This is a genomic window from Kribbella qitaiheensis, assembly GCF_042657745.1.
In the GTDB taxonomy this organism is placed as follows: domain Bacteria; phylum Actinomycetota; class Actinomycetes; order Propionibacteriales; family Kribbellaceae; genus Kribbella; species Kribbella qitaiheensis.
Genome location: NZ_JBHSKE010000034.1, coordinates 1 through 17248 on the forward strand (window position 1 = coordinate 1; position 17248 = coordinate 17248).

Sequence of the window (17248 nt, forward strand, 5' to 3'; positions counted from 1 at the left end):
AACCCACGAGGAGCGGAGGCCCCGCTCCTTCATCGCATCAAGAGTCGGAACTTGTTCCGATCCCGAAGCGCGATCTTCGTCCGATGGAAGTGCCGCAAGCCTTTGACAATCTGCCGCATGATCACGGAGTCGCCGGCCGCCAACCGCCTTGTCCAGCGTGGCAGACGCGCCTCGTCCCGGCCGGCCGGCCGGGACGACTTTTGCACCAGCGGCCAGCAACGCGACCACCGTCGCATAGGCCATTCCGCTGCCACGCCCGACCACGAGGACCGAGCGGTCTTGCAAGGAGGCGGTCAGCGGACTGGCGCCACTTCGTCGATGTCGAGGCCGCGGTCGATGCCGTGCGGGCGGACCTGCTGGCCTGGTTCGAGCTTCAGGGTCACGCCATCGAGGGAGACCTGAACCTTGTCCGGCTCGAAGGAGACCAGGTCGGACACCCGGTCGACCTCCGTGTAGGCGTCGCGGTAGGACCAGGCCGCGCGACCCGCAGTACCGACGTCGTAGTAGTCAGCCAGCCCCTTGTAGGGGCAGAACGTCTGACCGCTGACGGCAGTCATCGCGTCGCCGGCGATGTCAGCTCGCCGCACGTACCACCGCGGCGCGAAGCCCGACTCGTAGAGCACCAGTGGCCTCTTCGTATCCGCCACGACCTGCCCACCGGCCCGTACTGCGAGGTGGCGCGAGGTCTGCCGGATGTCGATCCGGTGGTACGCGTCCGCCGCATGTCCGAGGATGCGCTCGTCCTCTTCGTAGAAGCCGTCCATCGCGCGCCAAGCAAAGGCGACCCGCCCGGCCAGCTCACCGGCGTACGCCGGGAGGTCGACGTGCTCCCAGGCGGCGCGTTCCGCCTGGCGGTCGTCGAGGCCCACCGTGAACCACGCGGTGGCACCGAGGTCACGGTGCCGGGTCTGCCGGTCACCGCCGGAGAGTGCGTCCAGCCGGACGTCCTTCCGCGGGAAGTACGCCACCGGGTAGCGGCCGGGCTCATGCAGGAGCAGCACATCCTCGCTGTCGGCGATCCACTCGCCGGCGAATTTCACCCGCATCCGGCGCCGCAGGCGCTCGGCGTACAGCAACCGCTCGGGCAGTGGCTCGGGCGTCAGGAACCTTCCCACCGAGCTGCCGCTCAGCGGACCTTGTTGCCAGGACAGACCCATGATCGTTCTCCTTCACCAGAGGTTCTAACGGATAAATGGAGATTAAAAGCATTAGTCAAACTTTGGCAAGGCCTTGTGTTCTCCGTCTCCTAATGCTTAGGGTGACGCCATGACCATGAGCCCGAGTATCGATGAACTGCTGGCGGCCGGCTTCGCGATGGGCGGGGAGCGGCTGGTGGCGATCGATCTGGTCGACACCCTGATGCTGGCGGTCGATCCGCCTGTGGACCTGCTCGAATCATCCGAACAGCAGGCGGCGTGGTGGGGGCTGCAGGCGCCCCGGCTCCCCGCAGGGCCGGTGCCTGAGGAAACGGCTGTGCGCAGGTTGCGGGCCGCGATCCGCGACGTCCTGGACGCGCGGCTCGAACAGCGGAGCCCCGCGCGGAGCTCGATCGACGACATCAACGCCGCCTCGGCGGCGGCGCCTTCGAGCCTGCGCCTGCTACCGGAGGGCGAGGTCGAGACCCGCTGGCACACGGAGTACGGCGGGAACGCGGCGCTGGCGGCGATTGCCCGCGAGGTGATCGAGCTGATGGGTGACGCCGAGCGGCTGAGCACGCTGCGCAGGTGCGCGAATCCCAACTGCTCCATGCTCTTCCTGGCTGAGCGCTCGCGCCGGCAGTGGTGTATCGGGAGCGTCTGTGGGAACAGGACCAGGGTTGCCCGGCACTACGAGAAGACGAGGCGGTCATGAGCGCCATCGGGTTCCACGAGGGTGAGCTGAGCGTGCAGCGCAAGGCCGGCGTCTCGCACGACGCGGCCAGGCTGGAAGGGATGTTGCGGCCCGCGCTGCTCGAAGGTGGCGCGAAGAAGTTCCTGGGCCAGCGCGAGTTCGCCGCGATCACCGCGCGGGATGCGGACGGCCGGATGTGGACGACGGCGCTGACCGGCCAACCGGGCTTCCTCGACGCCGCGGGCACGACGTTGACCGTGCACACGGCGCCGGGCACGGGCGACCCGCTGCACGGACTTCCTCCTCACCAGCAGGTCGGACTACTCGTCATCGAGCTGGCGATCCGCCGGCGGGTGCGGATCAACGGCGAGCTCGTCAGGTCCGCGAGCGCCGAGCTCGAGATCGCCGCGGAGCAGGCGTACGGGAACTGCCCTCAATACATCCACCCGCACACGATCACGCAGCCCGCGTCCAGCCTCCCAGTGGTCACCGACGGGACGCTCGGCGAAGTGGAGATCGCCCTGATCGAGTCAGCGGACACCTTCTTCCTCGGTACCTCGCACCCGACGCGCGGCGCCGACACGTCGCACAAGGGCGGCGAGCCGGGGTTCGTGCGGATCGACGGCCCGGACCTGTGGTGGCCGGACTTCCCGGGCAACAACATGTTCAACAGCATGGGCAACATCGCCGTTGACCCGACCACCTCGCTGCTCTTCCTCGACTTCGGGACCGGCACCGCGCTGCATCTCTCCGGCACGGCGACCCTCGAATGGGACGCCCCGGGCGAGACCGGCCGGGCGGTCCGCTTCCACCCGACCCGCGCCGTACTGAACAGGTGGGCCTGACTATGGCGACGCTCCGCTCACTCAACGTCGGAATGCCGAAGGACCTGGACTGGCACGGCCGGACCGTGCACACCGGGATCTGGAAGGCACCGGTCGACGGACCGCGGATGGTCCGCCGGCTCAACATCGACGGCGACGGCCAGGGCGACCTGAACGGCCATGGCGGCGAGATGCGGGCGGTCCTCGTCTACCAGCTCGATTCCTACGACTATTGGCAGCGGCACTTCGGCCGCGACGACTTCACCTACGGTCAGTTCGGCGAGAACTTCACGGTCGACGGACTGCCGGACGACGAGGTCTGCGTCGGCGACCGGTACCGAATCGGTGAGGCGGAGTTCGAGGTCACCCAGCCGCGGGTCACGTGCTACCGCGTTGGGATGCGGATGGGCGAGCCCGAGCTGCCCTCGCTGCTGGTGGCGCATCGCCGCCCCGGCTTCTACCTGCGCGTCATCAAAGAGGGCCGCGTCGAGGCCGGCGACGAGATCGTCCGCACGCGCGTCGGCCCGGAAGAGCTGTCGGTCGCGGACATCGACGCCCTGCTCTACCTCCCCGACCGCGACGCGGCCAAGCTCCGCGCCAGCCTCAACATCCCCGCCCTCAGCCCCGGCTGGCAACAATCCTTCCGCGAACTGGTGGAAGCGCTCGAGACCGGTACGCCAACCGCCGACGGCCGAAACGCCAGCCCGTACTCCGAGCCGCAGCCCGGCCCGTCCTCCGGCGCAGCTGAGGGCGACGGCCAGGCGGCGGGCGTGGTCGCCGCCTGGCCGGGATTCCGTCCGCTCACGGTGAGCGCGGTGACCCGCGAGAGCGACACGGTCCGCTCGGTCTACCTCGAGTCCGCAGACGGAGAGCCGCTGCCGGCCGCGCGTCCCGGGCAATACCTGGTGATCCGCTTCGGAGACCAGGGCATCCGGAGCTACTCGCTCTCCTCGGCACCCGGCTCGTCGACGTACCGGATCAGCGTCAAGCGCGACGGCGTGGTGAGCCGCTACATCCACGAGCACCTCACCGCGGGGATGACAGTCGAGGCGGCCGCGCCGCGCGGGGAATTCGTGCTGACGGACGAGCCCGGGCCCGTAGTACTGGTCTCCGCGGGGATCGGCATCACACCGGTCATGGCGATGCTCCACCGACTCGCGGATGAGCGGAGTCAACGGCCGGTCTGGTGGATCCACATCGCGCGGAGCCCGGAGCAGCAGGCGTTCGCGACGGAGGCAGCTGGGCTGATCGAATCGCTGACGGACGTCCATCCGCAGGTCTTCTTCACGGCAGGCGGTCACCGGCCCGGCAAGGAACAGCTCGCCCGGTTGGGGATCCCGCGGGGCGCATCGGCGTACGTCTGTGGGCCGGCCGGTTTCATGGAGGAGATGCGCGTGGAGCTCACGGAGCTCGGAGTCGGCGAGGTCCGGACGGAGTTGTTCGGCGCGCTCCCCTCGATCAACCCGGGTCTGACGGATGCTCGCGCAGTACAGCCTCATCCGCCTGCTGGAGAGCCGGGGACTGGGCCGCTGATCACCTTCTCGCGGAGCGGTCTGTCGGTGCCGTGGTCGGACCAGCACTCGTCGCTGCTGGAGCTCGCGGACGCGTGCGACGTACCGACGCGGTGGTCCTGCCGGACGGGCGTCTGTCACACCTGCGTGACGCCGTTGATCTCCGGCGACGTCAGCTATCGGCCCCAGCCGCTGGAGGTTCCGGCCGCCGGCGAGGTGCTGCCTTGTTGTTCGCGCCCCGTCGGCGACCTTGTGCTCGATCTCTGAGCTCTACCTGGCGTTCTACTTGGCGATCTCCCAGATGTGGCCGGCCGGGTCGGCGAAGGCCGCGGTACGGATTCCCCACGGCCGGTCCATCGGGCCGTTCACGAACTCGACGCCGCGGCCGGTGAGCTCGGCATACAGGGCGTCGACGTCATCCACCTCGACGGTGAGCTGGAACCTTCGGCCTGCGTCGGCGCCACCGACCGGGGCCGGTGCGATCAACCCGGGCGCCGAGGCGACGTCCAGCAGGTTCACCATCAGATCGCCGAACTTGAAGACCGCCGAAGCGTCGTCCTCGTACGCCACCGGCAGCCCGAACGTCTCCCGGTAGAACTGCTTGCAGCCCGCCAGGTCCTCCACGAACAACGTGATCGCGGTGACGCCTCGCGGCCATCCACCCTGCTCACTCATCACTGTCTCCTCTTGAGCCGACTATCGCTTGCGCAAGCCACGTCGGACCGGGCCTGGCGACCTCGACATTCTGCCCCGGCGGCCGCGAGGCATGATGGAAGCGTGAGTGACGAACTGACGCCGGACCTGGCCGCGACCATCGAAGAGGCGTTCGCCCGGCGGGACCGGTCGAACATGCAGCCGACGATCGACTTCTTCGAGAACCTGCTGGCCGAGCATCCCGGCAACCCGTACGTGCTGTACGAGGTAGGCGGTTCGTACGACACCGCCGGGCAGGAGGAGAAGGCCCTCGGGTACTACGAGCAGGCACTCCCGGGGCTCAGTGGTCAGACCAAGCGGAAGTGCCTGCTGCAATACGGGAGCACTCTGCGCAACCTCGACCGGTTCGACGAGTCGCTCGAGGTGTTCAAGCAGGCGTGCAAGGAGTTCCCGGAGTCGGACTCGCTGCGCGTGTTCAAAGCGCTGACCCTGCAGGCCTCCGGCCGCGGGGACAAGGCACTCGCCACGCTGCTGCTACTCGTTGCCGACCGCATCGATACCGCCGAGATCAAGCGCTACGAGGCAGCGATCCGCGGCAATGCCGAATACCTAGCAACCCGCGAACCCTAAGCCCAGCAATCCGGCCACAGCTGGAGCCAGGCCAGGACGTTGCTGCCCCTCCCAGCCGAGTGATGAGGGCGGCGGCGGTTGTGGCGGCGGCGGTTGTTGGGGGTGTCCGAACTCCCCGTTTCCGTCCAACTCCCCGCTTCTTGTCCGAGGTCCCGGATGGTGTTCGGACCCACCACAGGGGCTCGGCCGAGCAGGACCCGGACGGGGGGCTGGGTAGCCCGGACCGCCAGCACTCACCAAGCTCGCCCGACCCGCTGGCGCGGCGTCTGGCGACGCTGGGCGCGTGAGTGATCGGCGAGGTTGGTGAGTGGTGGGCGTCCGCTGGATTACCCCAGCCTGCGTTGGCGGCGGGGTCAGGCGCGGTAGTGGAGGGCTACTGCTCCGTGGTCGAGGGTGGTGGTCTCGGCGAGACGCCACTTCGACTCGGGTAGGTCGTCGGTGAACAGGCGCAACCCGCCGCCCACGATCGTCGGCACCACGGCGACGCGGAGGTCGTCGACGAGCCCCGCGCGGAGCAGCGCCTGGATGATGCTGGCGCTGTTGATCGCGAGGATGTCGCGCCCCGGCGCCGCCTTCAACTCCCGCACTGTCCCTTCCAGATCGTCCGAGACCCGGGAGTTCTCCCACTTCGTGTCGGTCAGCGTCCGCGAGAACACCACCTTCTCCACGGCATCGAGCCACTGACCGAGCGCTCGGGTCCGGTCGTCCGTGGCCGGATCGCGGGTGATCCCCGGCCAGACGGAGAAGAACCCTTCGTAGTTCGTCCGCCCGAGTAGTGCCGTGTCGGCGCCGCGCCAGATCGACTCGAAGTACGCGATGGTCTGTTCCTGCATCGCGTGCTCGTACAGCCAGGTGTCGTGCTCTGTTCCCTTGGGTCCGCTGGTGTACCCGTCCAGCGAAAGGCTTGTCCACGCGACCAGCCGGCGTCCTGCTGTCTTGTCAGACATCCCGATTCCCTTCTCTCGACACCGGTGTACGTCGGAGCCGCTTCGGGTTTCTCGACACGCCAGTGCCCGGCGACGCAGGGAGCTAACCGTGAGGAGGGCTCGACTCAGCAGGCGCAGGCGATGCCGGTGGGCGCAGTCAGCGGGTCTGATGGACGGCGGGTGACACCTTCGGACGTCTCGACGGGCAGACCTTCGCGGGACCAGTATTCGAACCCGCCGATCATCTCCTTGACGGGATAACCCAGCTTCGCGAACTCGAGAGCCGCCCTGGTCCCGCCATTGCACCCAGGACCCCAGCAATACGTCACCACCGCGGTGCCGGCCGGTACTACGGACGCGGCGCGGGCGGCGATCTCGCTGGTCGGCAGGTGGATCGCGCCGGCCACGTGACCCTGGTCCCAACTCTCCTGGCTGCGGCTGTCCACCAGCACCCAGCCGACGACACCGGCCCCGATGTCGGCAGCCACGTCGGACGGGTCGGTCTCGAACGCCAGGCGTCCGGACAAGTGCGCGATCGCCTGGTCCTGGGCGGCGGGCAGGGTGTTCAGCACCGTCGACATACTCGGATCTCCTTCACGGTCAGGTCGGAGATCCCAGCCTCACGGAGCGCACCCCAACCCCACCAGTGGCAGAAACGACCTACTACAACAAGATCATGCCAATGCTGGCTGGGCCTCGGCACTCGGCGACAGCGATCGCCAGAGGAGGGCCGCCGCGTAACTCCGGTATGGCGCCCAGGGAACCGCGAGTGCCTCGACTTCCTTGATACCGGGCAGCTCGGCCAGCCCCCAGGCCTTCTCGACAGCACGGCGGATGCCGACGTCACCCGCGGGCAGGATGTCCGTCCGGTGCAGCTGGGCCAGCAGGAACATCTGCGCCGACCACAGGCCGATCCCCCGGACCGCCGTCAATGCCGTGATCGCCTCGGCGTCATCGAGACCGGTCATGTTCTCCAGGTCGATCCTGCCGTCGGCCTGACGTTGCGCGAGATCCAGCAGATACGACGCCTTCGCGCGGGACAAGCCGCATTCGCGGAGTTGGTCCGGAGTCAACGCCAGCAGCGATTCCGGGACCACCTTGCCGCCGGCCGCGGCGAGGACCCGGTCGAAGAGGACGAAGGCGACCTTCGTGGAGATCTGCTGGCCGACGATGTGCAGCACCATCGCGGCGAAGTTGCTCGCCTCCATCCGCTCGTCGGACCACCCGAACGGGTCGACCTCGCCATACTCCTCGATCAGTCGGGCGAGCACCGGCTCACGCCCGGCCAACTCCTGGTACGCAGCCGTCACCTGGATCGTCATGTCGGATCTCCGGCTCGGGTGCCGCGGCGGCGAATCAGCGGGCCGAGGTCCTCGGTCTTGATGGCGGCGCGGGCGCGTGCCACCTTGATCGCCGTGGTCAGGGTGTCGACGTCGTACGCGCCGTAGTGGCGTTGCCCGTTGATGAAGAAGGTCGGCGTCCCGGAGACGCCACTGAGGTCCGCCGTCTCGACGTCCCGCGCGACCCGGCCGGCAGCTACGTGCCGCTGCACGTCGTCATGGAGTCGCTCGCGGTCGAGGCCCAAGTCATCCGCATAGCCCATCAGGTCGGCAGGCTGGAGCTTCTGCTGGTTCGCGAGGAGCACGTCGTGCATCTCCCAGAACTTCCCTTGCGTCCCCGCGGCCTCGGCCACCTCCGCCGCGATCTGCGCGCGGGGGTGGACGTCGACCAGCGGGAGATGACGCCACACGTAGCGGAGGTCGTCGTCGTGCAGCAGGTCCCGCACCACGGGCTCCGCCATTCCGCAGTACGGGCACTCGAAGTCGCCGTACTCGACCAGGGTCACCGAGGCGGACTCCGGGCCACGGATGTGGTCGAGCTCGGGATCGACCGGATCGCTGAGATCCACGAGTTGGTCGGCATCACCAAGCATGGCGACGGCCTTGCGGGCCGGCGAGAGCAGCGCGGCGGTGCGGAACACGATCCAGGTCACGAACGACGCCACGATCACCGCCGACAGCAGCCCGAGCTTCGCCTCGATGAGGGCAGGCCCTTCGAAGGCCAAGGTTGCTATCAGCAACGACACGGTGAAGCCGATACCGGCGATCGTGCCACTGCCGACCACCGCGGCCCAGCCGACGCCCGGGCTGAGCCGGCCACCGCTGAAGCGGGTCAGCGCCCAGGACGCGGTCGTCACGGCGATCGGCTTGCCCACCACGTAGCCGACCAGGATGCCGAGGGTGATCGGCGAGGTGTAGGCCGTCGCCAGGAACCCCATGTCGATGGTGATGCCGGCGTTGGCCAGGCCGAACAGCGGGACGATCAGATAGCTCGTCCACGGGTGGTAGAAGTGCTGCAGTCTCGCGTTCGGCGAGAGCGTCGAGGTCAGCCCGACCGTCGCCGACCGGGCCAGCTCGGGGGTCGGCTGCTCGCGGAAGAGCCGGAACAGGCCGGTCGCCTGCTCGAGCTCGTCCCGCCCGGGCGAGTACGCCGAGGCAGTCAGGCCGATCGCCAGCCCGGCGACCACCGGATCGACGCCACTGGTCAGCAGCGCGGCCCAGGTGATGATGCCGAAGGCAACGTAAACTCCAGCCTGCTTGACCCGCAGCAGGGCCGCGACGAGGAGACCCGCGAAGGCCACCAGTGCGACCATCAGTGGCATGAGTTCGATGTTCTCGCTGTAGACGATCGCGATCACCAGCAGCGCGATCAGGTCGTCGACGACGAACACGGTCAGCAGGAAGACCCGGACCCGATCCGGCACTCCACGGCCGACGAGCGCGAGCAGGCCGAGCGCCAGCGCGGTATCCGTGGACATCGCGACACCCCAACCGTGCGCGCCCTCGCCGCCGTGGTTGAAGGCCAGGTAGATCAGCACCGGCGCCACCATGCCGGCGACGCCCGCCACCAGCGGCAGCACGAACCGGCGCCGCTCCCGCAGATCGCCGAGGTCGAACTCCCGTCGCGCCTCCAGCCCGACCACCAGGAAGAACAGCGTCATCAGCCCGCTGTTGATCCACTCCTGCAGGTCAAGGCTCAGCTCGCGATGGCCGAGACTGATGGTGAGATCGGTGTGCCAGAACGACTCGTACGACTCCGGGGCGACGTTCGCCCAGAGCAGCGCCAGCACGATCGCGGCCGCGAGCACCCCCGAACTCCCTGACTCGGTCTGCAGGAACGCCCGCAACGGAGCCGCGAACTCCCGTGTCCGGGTCCAGGTGGTCCGCCCACTCAACGCAGAGAAATCAGCCATCCCTCTCGCACCGCCCGCCCGGCTCGGAGTCGACAGAGGCTGCTGCGGCGGACGTTGGCGGGGTGGCGCCTGGGGAGACTGGAGTGGAGGCGAAGGACTCGATGTAGGTGAGGGTGGAGTCGAGGGCGGTGGCGAGGGGGGCCGGGTCGCGCTTGGTCTGGGTCAGCAACAGTCCTCCTTGCAGAGTGGCGAGCAAGGTCGTCGCCAGCTTCCCCGGGTCGGCCTCCGGGCGGAGGTCACCTCGGTCGTACATCGCCTGCAGACCTTCGCGCAGGACGCCTTCCCACCGGTCGAAACCACTCGCCAACTGCCGGCGCGTATCGCCGTCCGACTCGACCAGTTCCCCGGCGAGCGAACCGAAATCGCACCCGCCGGTGCACCCGCGCTCGATCTGCCGCTGGACGTGCAGGTCGGCCCAGTGCCGCAGATCGGCGAAGCTGTCGAGCCTGCCCATCTCCGGCTGCCGGTGCAGCCGGACCACGACGTCGGCCTGGTGACCCACGACGTCGATCACCAGGTGCCGCTTGTCGTGGAAATAGTGCGCCATCTGCGAACCACTGACCCCGGCGGCCCTGCGGACGTCCTCGATGCTGGTGCCGGCCACGCCGTACTCGAAGATCAGGTCGGCCGCCGCGTTGACGATCCGCTCCTTGGTCGCGCGGCCCTTCTTGGTCAGCCGCGCCGCCTCGACAGTCTCGGTCATGGCGTCAGCCTACCTGCAAAACTGGGATCGACAACCCAGAACATCAGGTCTACGCTCAGGGCATGACAGCAGGCGACTACATCGCGCGGATCGTCGACGTGCCCGATCACGGCCTCCGGCTCGAGCCGGCGCCGGACTCGGCCACCCCCGAGCAGGCGAACGAGGTCAACCTCCTCGGCCTGGCGGTCGCGCTCGCCCTGGGCAGCGCCGGATACCACCACCACCCGGAGCCCCGCGATCCGGAGTTGCAGACGCTCGACGCCCTGCTGGCGGGCGAGGTGACGATGCCCTGGCTGAGCGAGACGCCGGCCGGCGACAACACCTACATCGTCTGCGAGTTCGCCTCGACCGGCGCCCCGAAGTGCCGCGTCGAGCAACGCCCGGTCTGACGGCTCCCAGGCCTTCGTACTACGCCTGAACCCCGCTCCAGTTCCCATGCGGGCCAGCACCCGCCTCCTCCCGCCGGACTCGCCGACGGGGAGGCCGGCGGGGGTTGGATCACGACACGGACACGGTGGGGCTGGATCGGCTAACGCAAAGGCGGGGCGAGGTTGCATGATGTCCGCTGAAGGACCACTCCAGCCACGGGGTGCCCTGACTGTGACGTATGTCTGGAGCTCCCGGTATGGCTGATTTCCACCTTGCCGCGCCGACCTCGGCCGACGCGTTCGCGCGGCTCGCGATCGAACTGCACGACGCCCCCTCCGTCGAGGAGACGGTCGATGCGGTCGTCCAGTTCGCGCTGCAGGCCCTGACCTGTACGTACGCCGGGATCGCCCTCAACGTCCGGGGGCCGCGGGCCGAGATCGCGGCGGTCACGGACCCGGTGGTCGCCGACGTCTACCAACTCCAGATCAGTACCGAGAACGGCCCGCTGGTGACCGCGATGAAGGAACGCACCCCGATCCTGATCCGCGACACCGCCACGGACGACCGGTGGCCGCAGTGGGCCGCGAAGGTCTCCGGGCTCGGCGTACGCAGCGTGCTGGACGTCCCCCTGACGACAGGCGACGGCTCCCGCGCCGCGATCGGCGTACTGGGGTTGTACAGCCCCAAGGCGGACGCGTTCGACGAGGACGACGAGGCGATCGCCCACATCCTCGCCCGGCACGCCTCGGTCGCGGTGGCGTCCGCGCGGCACGAGGAGACGATGGCGAAGGCGGTCGACGCCCGCAAGCTGGTCGGCCTGGCGATGGGCATCCTGATGGAGCGCTTCGACGTGGACGACGACCGCGCCTTCGCCATCCTCAAGCGCTACTCCCAGGACACCAACACCAAGCTCCGGGACGTGGCCCAGCAACTCGTCGACACCCGCAGGCTCCCCCACTGACCTGTCCGCGCTGGAATCGATCGGGCCGGAGCGCGCGGCGTAAGCTCAACGCGATGTCGTCGGGGAAGGAGACCCGGGTGGGTGCAGGCACCTGGCAGCCGCTGACCGGGCCGTCGCACCAACTTGCCCTGGAGATCCTGCTCGACGGGCCGCTCTCGCGGGCTGAGCTCGCCCGGCGGGTCGACCTGTCGGCCGGAAGCCTGACCCGCCTGACCAAGCCGATGCTCGAGTCCGGCCTGCTCGTCGAGGTGTCCGGCGGCCCCACCGATCCCCGCGTCGGACGCCCTTCCCAGCCGCTCGACATCGTGCCCACCTCGCACCACTTCGTCGGCGTGAAGCTCACCGCGGACGCCGCGCTCGGGGTCGTGACAACCCTTCGGGCCGAGGTGATCGCGACCGAGGAGCGCCCGCTGCCGGACCACTCCCCCGAGGTCGTCGCGGACGTGGTCGTCGATCTCGCCCGGTCGCTCGCAGCCGGGATCCCCGGCATCACCGGGCTCGGGGTGAGCCTGGGCGGCCACATCACCGGTGCCGGCGATGTACTGCGGGGCGACTTCCTCGCGTGGTTCGACGTACCGTTCCGGCGGCTCCTCACCGAGCGGACCGACGCCCAGGTGGTCGTGGCGAACGACGTCACCGCGGTGACCGAGGCGATCCACTGGTTCGGCGCGGGGCGTGGGGTGAGCCGCTTCTGCCTGCTCACGATCGGCGCCGGGATCGGGTATGGCCTGGTCGTCCACGACAAACTGGTCGACGCCACCGACGTCGGACTCGGCCTGGTCGGACACGTCCAGGTCGATCCGGACGGGCCGCTGTGCGATCGCGGCCACCACGGTTGCGCGAGCGCGATGCTCACCACCGAAGCCGTCACCAGCCAGGTCGGTACCGCGCTGGGCCGCCGAGTCGAGTACGACGAATGCCTCGACCTCGCCAAGAACGGCGTACCGGAAGCGCGCCGGGTGATCAGCACCGCCGGGCACGCGTTGGGGCGGCTGATCGCGGCGGCGACCAACTTCACCATGCCCGAGGCGGTGATGCTCGGCGGCGAGGGCGTCCGGCTCGCCTCGGTCGCCCACGAGCAGGTGCTCGCCGGCATCCGATCCGACCGCCACCCCGAAGCCGCCATTCCGCCGCTCGTCCTGCAAGACCCCACCTTCACCCAATGGGCGCGAGGCGCCGCCGTCATCGCCATCCAGACCTTCGTCCTCGGCCGCTGACGTCCTCGATCCCTGAAGATATGTAACTGACTATCTCTAGATAAGCAGTTACCATCGTTTCCGTGGATGAGCTTGGTCTGGTGAAGGACTTGGTACGGCGGTGGGAGCGGGGCTGGGGTCTGTGCCGAGGGCTTCCGGAGGCGACCACTCGAACGGCGAGTGACGCGCTGGAGGTTGTGCTGGGGTTGCCCGGCCGGGAGTGGGAGTTGTTCGTGGTGGACGCGGACAACGGGGTGGTTCGGGCGCTCGCCGAGGAGGTGCTGGGGGCTCCGGGGTGGTTGACGGTTACCACCCGGCGGGCCGATGAGGTTGCCGCGCTGCTCGAGGACGCCGGGCTGGAGGTCTTCGCCGAGCGGAAGTCGCTGATGTCCATTGACCTGCGGAACCACCCGACGCCGGCCGCACCACCCGCGGAGTACAGGCAGGAAATGAGCGGCAACGGGGCGATTCGAACCGCGCAATTGCTCGACGTTCAGGGCAAGGTCGCGGCGCGGGGAATGGTGGCGGTGGTGGGGACGGACGCGGTGATGCATGACATCCACACGGATCCTGGGCATCGGCGGCGCGGGCTCGGCAGTGTGGTGATGGGGATGCTCAGCCGTCACGCGATCCAGCGAGGCGCTACCTCTGGCCTATTGATGGCGACAGTGGATGGAGCCCATCTGTACCGAAGCCTCGGCTGGCTGCCGGAAGCGACGATGGTGACAGCCACTGATCGCACGGCGACGAACAGGTCGACAGCCGCGTAGAAGGTCAGGCTCCGCGGGCGCGGAAGGCGGCCACCTTGGTCCGGTTCTGGCACGCCGTGGAGCAGAAGCGTTGAGTGTGGTTGCGGGTGGCGTCCAGGAAAAGGTTGTCGCAGCGTTCGGCAGTGCAGACGCGGAGGAGTTGGTGATCGGAACTGCCGAGGAGCATCGCGGCGGCCGTGGTGAATTCGGCGAGCCAGCCGGTGGCTTCCGAGACTCCAGGCGCTGAGAAATGCAAATGCCATGGCGAGCCCTTCTGCCGCAGTAGTTGCGGTGCTGCGCTGGTCGCCAGTAGTAGCTCGTTCAACTCCTGTGCGCTCTCATCGACCGAACCATCGGCGAGCAGGTTCAGCGCTCCATACAGCCGCTTCCCGCCCTCGGCGAACTCCGCCAGCGCCGCGTCGTCGACGACCACCGCCCGGTTCGTGGTCAGCCGGAGCGCCACCTCGACCACCGCGGCATCTCCCGCGAGCTGACGTCGCCCCTGGCTCCACTCGGCGCCGAAGCTGTTCGCCAACGCGATCCCGGCCGCCAGCGATGCCTCCAGGTGCTCGGTCGCGTCCACCCGCCCAGTATCTCTGACGTCGACCGGCTGATCCGCCCGGCGGTCCGCGCGCGTAGTGCCCTGAGCGAAGGGATGAGGGAGGCGCGGGTGGGGTCGTTCGAAAGGACCAGACGGCACGAGGTCACGTGCTACCAGGGTCGTACACGTGCGGCGGGCAACATCCGACCGCGCACCGATGTGCCGGACCGTTGCCGGAAACAACAATGACGGACATGAACCTGGTCCAGAGTCCGGCGCGGAGCTGCGTGGGGTTGGCAGAGGCCGTCATCGACCTGTCCGTTGTCAGGGACAACGTACAAACCATCCACAAACACCTCCGGCCGGGCACCGAGGTGCTCGCCGTGGTCAAGGCGGACGCCTTCGGCCACGGAGCCGTCCAGGTCGCCCGGGCAGCCGTCGAGGCCGGGGCCACTTGGCTGGGCGTCGCCCGCGCCGACGAGGCTCTCCAACTCCGTGCCGCCGGGCTGACCGTCCCGATCCTCACCTGGTTGTACGACGCCACCGAGCTGCTGCTGCTCGCCGACATCGATGTGAGTGTGTCCACTGTCGCCGAGCTGCATCAGGTGGTCTCAGCGCCGAACGTCCACAACGTCCAGCTCAAGCTGGACACAGGGCTGCATCGCGGCGGCAGCGCCCCGGACCAGTGGATCGAGCTCACGCGCGCGGCCGCGTACTACGAGGCGCTCGGCGCGGTCCGCGTGCGTGGCATCTGGTCCCACCTCTCGCACGGCGACGAGCTCGACGCCTCGCACAGCCGCCGCCAGCTCGAGCTCCTGCGCATCGGCGTCACTCTCGCCCGGCGGGCCGGCCTCGTGCCCGAGGTCGTACACCTGGCGAACTCCTCCGGCGCGATCACCCTGGACGCCCCCGACTGCAATCTGGTCCGGATCGGCGCGGCCCTGTTCGGCATCGACGAGGTCGACGCCGGCGTCCGCCCACCGATGCGGTTGGTGACGAAGGTCGCGCAGGTACGGCGAATCCGTGCCGGCGAAGGCGTTTCCTACGGCCACGACCACGTGGCACCCCGCGACGCCACGATCGCGCTGATCCCGCTCGGCTACGCGGACGGGATCCCCAGGATCGCCGCCGGCCAGGCGAGTGTGCTCTGCCGAGGCGTGCGGATGCCGGTGCTCGGGCGAATCACCATGGACCAGTTCGTCGTGGACGCGGGCGAGCTGCCCATCGAACCAGGGGAACCGGTGACCGTCTTCGGTGACGGCTCGGACGGCGAGCCGACGGCCGCGGACTGAGCCGACTGGTCCGGAACCATCCCCCACGAGATCTACTGCGGCCTCGGACCCCGGGTGCCGCGACGCTACGTCGAAGGAGTGCAGCGGTGAAGGTGGTCGTGATCAGTGGTGGCGCGAGCCCGGAGCGCGAGGTGTCACTCGCCAGCGGGCAAGGGATCGCAGATGCCGCCACCACCCTTGGGCACAACGTCGTCCCGCTCGTTATCGATGCCGAGGGCAACTGGCAGGACGGGCAACACGAAGCGATCGCGCTGATGCAGGACGCCGACGTCGTGGTACCGGCGCTGCACGGCGAGGGTGGCGAGGACGGCATCATCCAGGGATTCCTTCAGCAGTTGGGCATCCGGTACGTCGGGAGCGGCGTGGCGGCGAGTGCAGTCGGCCTCGACAAACACCTGACCAAGGCCGTCCTCAAGGCGCACGGCATCCGGGTCACACCGGGAATCACCCTCCGAGGCGAGGAGCTCCGTGACACCGAGTCCGCCATGCAGCAACTGAAGGCGGCCAGGCTCGACTTCCCGGTGTTCGTCAAACCCGGCAGCGGTGGTTCGAGCTTCGGCGTCACCCGCGCGACGGACCTCCCGTCACTGGCGACCGCGCTGGCCGAGGCGGCGGCGCTGGACCCGCATGTCCTGGTGGAGCAGGAGATGCGCGGCCGCGAGATCGACCTGGCCGTGATGGAGTTCCCGAACGGCCGGGTCGACGTGGCGCCAGCGCTCGAGATCCACCCGGACCCGGACCAGCCGTTCTTCAACGCGACCGCCAAGTACGACAACGCGGCCACCCGCTTCGTCGTACCGGCGCCGTTGGAGAGAACGCTGGCCGAGCGACTCCGGCGTACTGCGGTCGAGGTGTTCGAGACGCTCGGGTGCTCCGGACTGGCAAGGGTGGACTTCCTCGTGTCGGCGGACGGGGAGCCGGCGGTCAACGAGATCAACACGTTCCCCGGGTTCACCCCGACCTCGCAGTTCCCGCGGATGTGGGCGGCCGCCGGGCTCTCCTACACCGACGTGGTCCAGAACCTGCTCGAAACGGCGGTGAGCAGGCGATGACCGTGTTGCTGAGCGACGAGCGGATCGCCCGCATCCCGGCGCTCGAGGCCGGTGATCCCCTGGTGGATCTCTACACCTATGGCATCTCCTCCAACGGCCTGCAGTGGATCCGCCAAGGTCTGGCAGACCGACTGGCCGTGGCGAACAGTTTCCTGCCGGTGGGAGTCCGGCTGCACGTGGTCGAAGGGCTGCGGGCGATCGAGCGCCAGCGGGAGATCTACGACGGCTACAAGGTGGAGATCCACCGGCTGAACCCGGGGATCTCCGATGCCGAGGCGCACGTGCTGACCAGCCGGTTCGTGTCACCGGTCGAGGTCGCCCCGCATGTGGCCGGCGCCGCGGTCGACCTGACGCTGATCGGCGAGCACGGGCCGTTCGACCTCGGGACTCCCATCGACGCCACTCCCGAGCAGAGCAATGGCGCCTGCTTCTTCGACGCCGCCAACATCAGCCGCGAGGCCCGGACGAACCGCGTGCTGCTGGCCGACGTACTGACAGCTTCCGGGCTGGTGAACTACCCGACCGAGTGGTGGCACTGGTCCTTCGGCGACCGTTACTGGGCCTACCTCGAACAGCGGGACCACGCCCTCTACGGCCCGGCCACCGCGCCGCAACTGTCGACCTCCGCCTGAGCCTCACCCGCACCAGCCGGAAAATAGCACGGAAATGACTCTGGCATTCGGCAAGGAGAATGTGCACTAATTGTCCCACGGTGATTCCCGGGAATTGATAGAAGCCGCCTATCACGTCATAGGCA

Annotated in this window: 19 protein-coding genes; 11 read left to right on the forward strand and 8 right to left on the reverse strand. The window is 68.7% G+C overall.

The window, feature by feature from the left end; genetic code table 11:
* Positions 1–293 precede the first annotated feature (293 nt).
* Entirely contained in the window at positions 294–1157 is an 864-nt protein-coding gene (locus tag ACFPJ1_RS22510; RefSeq protein ID WP_380106710.1) for a DUF427 domain-containing protein, read from the reverse strand.
* 109 nt (positions 1158–1266) lie between these two features.
* Here ACFPJ1_RS22510 and ACFPJ1_RS22515 point away from each other — a divergent pair, with 109 nt between their 5' ends.
* From ACFPJ1_RS22515 to ACFPJ1_RS22525, 3 genes are read left to right on the forward strand one after another with little or no spacing between them, the layout of a single operon-like run.
* On the forward strand, positions 1267–1851 hold the full coding sequence (locus ACFPJ1_RS22515) for a CGNR zinc finger domain-containing protein (RefSeq protein WP_380106712.1): 585 nt from the start codon (positions 1267–1269) through the stop codon (positions 1849–1851).
* On the forward strand, positions 1848–2675 hold the full coding sequence (locus tag ACFPJ1_RS22520) for a pyridoxamine 5'-phosphate oxidase family protein (RefSeq protein WP_380106714.1): 828 nt from the start codon (positions 1848–1850) through the stop codon (positions 2673–2675). Before ACFPJ1_RS22515 ends, ACFPJ1_RS22520 begins: the two co-directional genes overlap by 4 nt.
* 2 nt (positions 2676–2677) lie before the next feature.
* Positions 2678–4432 (forward strand): MOSC domain-containing protein, encoded by a 1755-nt coding sequence (locus ACFPJ1_RS22525; protein WP_380106716.1) that lies wholly within the window; start codon positions 2678–2680, stop codon positions 4430–4432.
* Between the two features lie 15 nt (positions 4433–4447).
* Here the strand turns inward: ACFPJ1_RS22525 and ACFPJ1_RS22530 are convergent, their stop codons facing one another.
* Positions 4448–4840, reverse strand: a complete 393-nt coding sequence (locus ACFPJ1_RS22530) for a VOC family protein (protein ID WP_380106718.1) — start codon at positions 4838–4840, stop codon at positions 4448–4450.
* A 102-nt stretch (positions 4841–4942) separates the two neighbouring features.
* Between ACFPJ1_RS22530 and ACFPJ1_RS22535 the strand changes: the two genes are divergently transcribed.
* On the forward strand, positions 4943–5449 hold the full coding sequence (locus ACFPJ1_RS22535) for a tetratricopeptide repeat protein (protein ID WP_380106720.1): 507 nt from the start codon (positions 4943–4945) through the stop codon (positions 5447–5449).
* Between the two features lie 353 nt (positions 5450–5802).
* Here ACFPJ1_RS22535 and ACFPJ1_RS22540 read toward each other — a convergent pair whose 3' ends face one another.
* The 5 genes from ACFPJ1_RS22540 to ACFPJ1_RS22560 form a co-directional block, all read right to left on the reverse strand.
* Positions 5803–6396, reverse strand: a complete 594-nt coding sequence (locus ACFPJ1_RS22540; RefSeq protein WP_380106722.1) for a dihydrofolate reductase family protein — start codon at positions 6394–6396, stop codon at positions 5803–5805.
* Between the two features lie 104 nt (positions 6397–6500).
* A complete protein-coding gene (locus ACFPJ1_RS22545) occupies positions 6501–6956 on the reverse strand; it encodes a rhodanese-like domain-containing protein (RefSeq protein WP_380106723.1) in 456 nt (151 codons plus the stop codon).
* A 93-nt stretch (positions 6957–7049) separates the two neighbouring features.
* A complete protein-coding gene (locus ACFPJ1_RS22550) occupies positions 7050–7697 on the reverse strand; it encodes a DNA-3-methyladenine glycosylase family protein (RefSeq protein ID WP_380106725.1) in 648 nt (215 codons plus the stop codon).
* Complete coding sequence (gene nhaA / locus ACFPJ1_RS22555) at positions 7694–9628, reverse strand: Na+/H+ antiporter NhaA (RefSeq protein WP_380106726.1); 1935 nt, start codon at positions 9626–9628, stop codon at positions 7694–7696. The genes ACFPJ1_RS22550 and nhaA overlap by 4 nt, the downstream gene beginning before the upstream one ends.
* Positions 9621–10331 carry a TetR/AcrR family transcriptional regulator gene (locus tag ACFPJ1_RS22560; RefSeq protein WP_380106728.1) on the reverse strand — a complete coding sequence of 237 codons (711 nt, stop codon included), beginning with the start codon at positions 10329–10331 and terminating at the stop codon, positions 9621–9623. Before ACFPJ1_RS22560 ends, nhaA begins: the two co-directional genes overlap by 8 nt.
* A 62-nt stretch (positions 10332–10393) precedes the next feature.
* On the opposite strand from ACFPJ1_RS22560, the gene ACFPJ1_RS22565 reads away from it, so the two are divergent.
* From ACFPJ1_RS22565 to ACFPJ1_RS22580, 4 genes are all read left to right on the forward strand, one after another.
* A complete protein-coding gene (locus ACFPJ1_RS22565) occupies positions 10394–10720 on the forward strand; it encodes a hypothetical protein (protein WP_380106730.1) in 327 nt (108 codons plus the stop codon).
* 236 nt (positions 10721–10956) lie between these two features.
* Entirely contained in the window at positions 10957–11661 is a 705-nt protein-coding gene (locus tag ACFPJ1_RS22570; protein WP_380106731.1) for a GAF and ANTAR domain-containing protein, read from the forward strand.
* A gap of 53 nt (positions 11662–11714) precedes the next feature.
* The gene (locus ACFPJ1_RS22575; protein ID WP_380106733.1) at positions 11715–12878 is read left to right on the forward strand and encodes an ROK family transcriptional regulator; all 1164 of its coding nucleotides are present in this window, start codon (positions 11715–11717) and stop codon (positions 12876–12878) included.
* 62 nt (positions 12879–12940) lie between these two features.
* Positions 12941–13627, forward strand: a complete 687-nt coding sequence (locus ACFPJ1_RS22580; protein ID WP_380106735.1) for a GNAT family N-acetyltransferase — start codon at positions 12941–12943, stop codon at positions 13625–13627.
* A 4-nt stretch (positions 13628–13631) separates the two neighbouring features.
* On the opposite strand, the gene ACFPJ1_RS22585 is transcribed toward ACFPJ1_RS22580, so the two are convergent.
* The gene (locus ACFPJ1_RS22585) at positions 13632–14189 is read right to left on the reverse strand and encodes a CGNR zinc finger domain-containing protein (protein ID WP_380106736.1); all 558 of its coding nucleotides are present in this window, start codon (positions 14187–14189) and stop codon (positions 13632–13634) included.
* A gap of 212 nt (positions 14190–14401) precedes the next feature.
* On the opposite strand from ACFPJ1_RS22585, the gene alr reads away from it, so the two are divergent.
* The 3 genes from alr (at position 14402) to ACFPJ1_RS22600 (ending at position 17123) form a co-directional block, all read left to right on the forward strand.
* On the forward strand, positions 14402–15439 hold the full coding sequence (gene alr / locus ACFPJ1_RS22590; protein ID WP_380106737.1) for an alanine racemase: 1038 nt from the start codon (positions 14402–14404) through the stop codon (positions 15437–15439).
* 86 nt (positions 15440–15525) lie between these two features.
* Positions 15526–16491, forward strand: coding sequence for a D-alanine--D-alanine ligase family protein (locus ACFPJ1_RS22595; protein ID WP_380106739.1), 966 nt, complete (start codon positions 15526–15528; stop codon positions 16489–16491).
* Positions 16488–17123: a M15 family metallopeptidase gene (locus tag ACFPJ1_RS22600; RefSeq protein ID WP_380106740.1), complete on the forward strand. Its 636-nt coding sequence runs from the start codon at positions 16488–16490 to the stop codon at positions 17121–17123. The genes ACFPJ1_RS22595 and ACFPJ1_RS22600 overlap by 4 nt, the downstream gene beginning before the upstream one ends.
* The last annotated feature ends 125 nt before the right edge of the window (positions 17124–17248 follow it).

Excerpts from the sequence above, each read along its gene's own strand:
- alr (WP_380106737.1), top strand. The coding sequence starts at position 14,402 with ATGAACCTGGTCCAGAGTCCGGCGCGGAGCTGCGTGGGGTTGGCAGAG.
- nhaA (WP_380106726.1), bottom strand. The coding sequence starts at position 9,628 with ATGGCTGATTTCTCTGCGTTGAGTGGGCGGACCACCTGGACCCGGACA.
- ACFPJ1_RS22550 (WP_380106725.1), bottom strand. The coding sequence starts at position 7,697 with ATGACGATCCAGGTGACGGCTGCGTACCAGGAGTTGGCCGGGCGTGAG.
- ACFPJ1_RS22600 (WP_380106740.1), top strand. The coding sequence starts at position 16,488 with ATGACCGTGTTGCTGAGCGACGAGCGGATCGCCCGCATCCCGGCGCTC.
- ACFPJ1_RS22520 (WP_380106714.1), top strand. The coding sequence starts at position 1,848 with ATGAGCGCCATCGGGTTCCACGAGGGTGAGCTGAGCGTGCAGCGCAAG.
- ACFPJ1_RS22530 (WP_380106718.1), bottom strand. The coding sequence starts at position 4,840 with ATGAGTGAGCAGGGTGGATGGCCGCGAGGCGTCACCGCGATCACGTTG.
- ACFPJ1_RS22575 (WP_380106733.1), top strand. The coding sequence starts at position 11,715 with ATGTCGTCGGGGAAGGAGACCCGGGTGGGTGCAGGCACCTGGCAGCCG.
- ACFPJ1_RS22570 (WP_380106731.1), top strand. The coding sequence starts at position 10,957 with ATGGCTGATTTCCACCTTGCCGCGCCGACCTCGGCCGACGCGTTCGCG.
- ACFPJ1_RS22565 (WP_380106730.1), top strand. The coding sequence starts at position 10,394 with ATGACAGCAGGCGACTACATCGCGCGGATCGTCGACGTGCCCGATCAC.
- ACFPJ1_RS22525 (WP_380106716.1), top strand. The coding sequence starts at position 2,678 with ATGGCGACGCTCCGCTCACTCAACGTCGGAATGCCGAAGGACCTGGAC.
- ACFPJ1_RS22510 (WP_380106710.1), bottom strand. The coding sequence starts at position 1,157 with ATGGGTCTGTCCTGGCAACAAGGTCCGCTGAGCGGCAGCTCGGTGGGA.
- ACFPJ1_RS22560 (WP_380106728.1), bottom strand. The coding sequence starts at position 10,331 with ATGACCGAGACTGTCGAGGCGGCGCGGCTGACCAAGAAGGGCCGCGCG.
- ACFPJ1_RS22515 (WP_380106712.1), top strand. The coding sequence starts at position 1,267 with ATGACCATGAGCCCGAGTATCGATGAACTGCTGGCGGCCGGCTTCGCG.
- ACFPJ1_RS22540 (WP_380106722.1), bottom strand. The coding sequence starts at position 6,396 with ATGTCTGACAAGACAGCAGGACGCCGGCTGGTCGCGTGGACAAGCCTT.
- ACFPJ1_RS22545 (WP_380106723.1), bottom strand. The coding sequence starts at position 6,956 with ATGTCGACGGTGCTGAACACCCTGCCCGCCGCCCAGGACCAGGCGATC.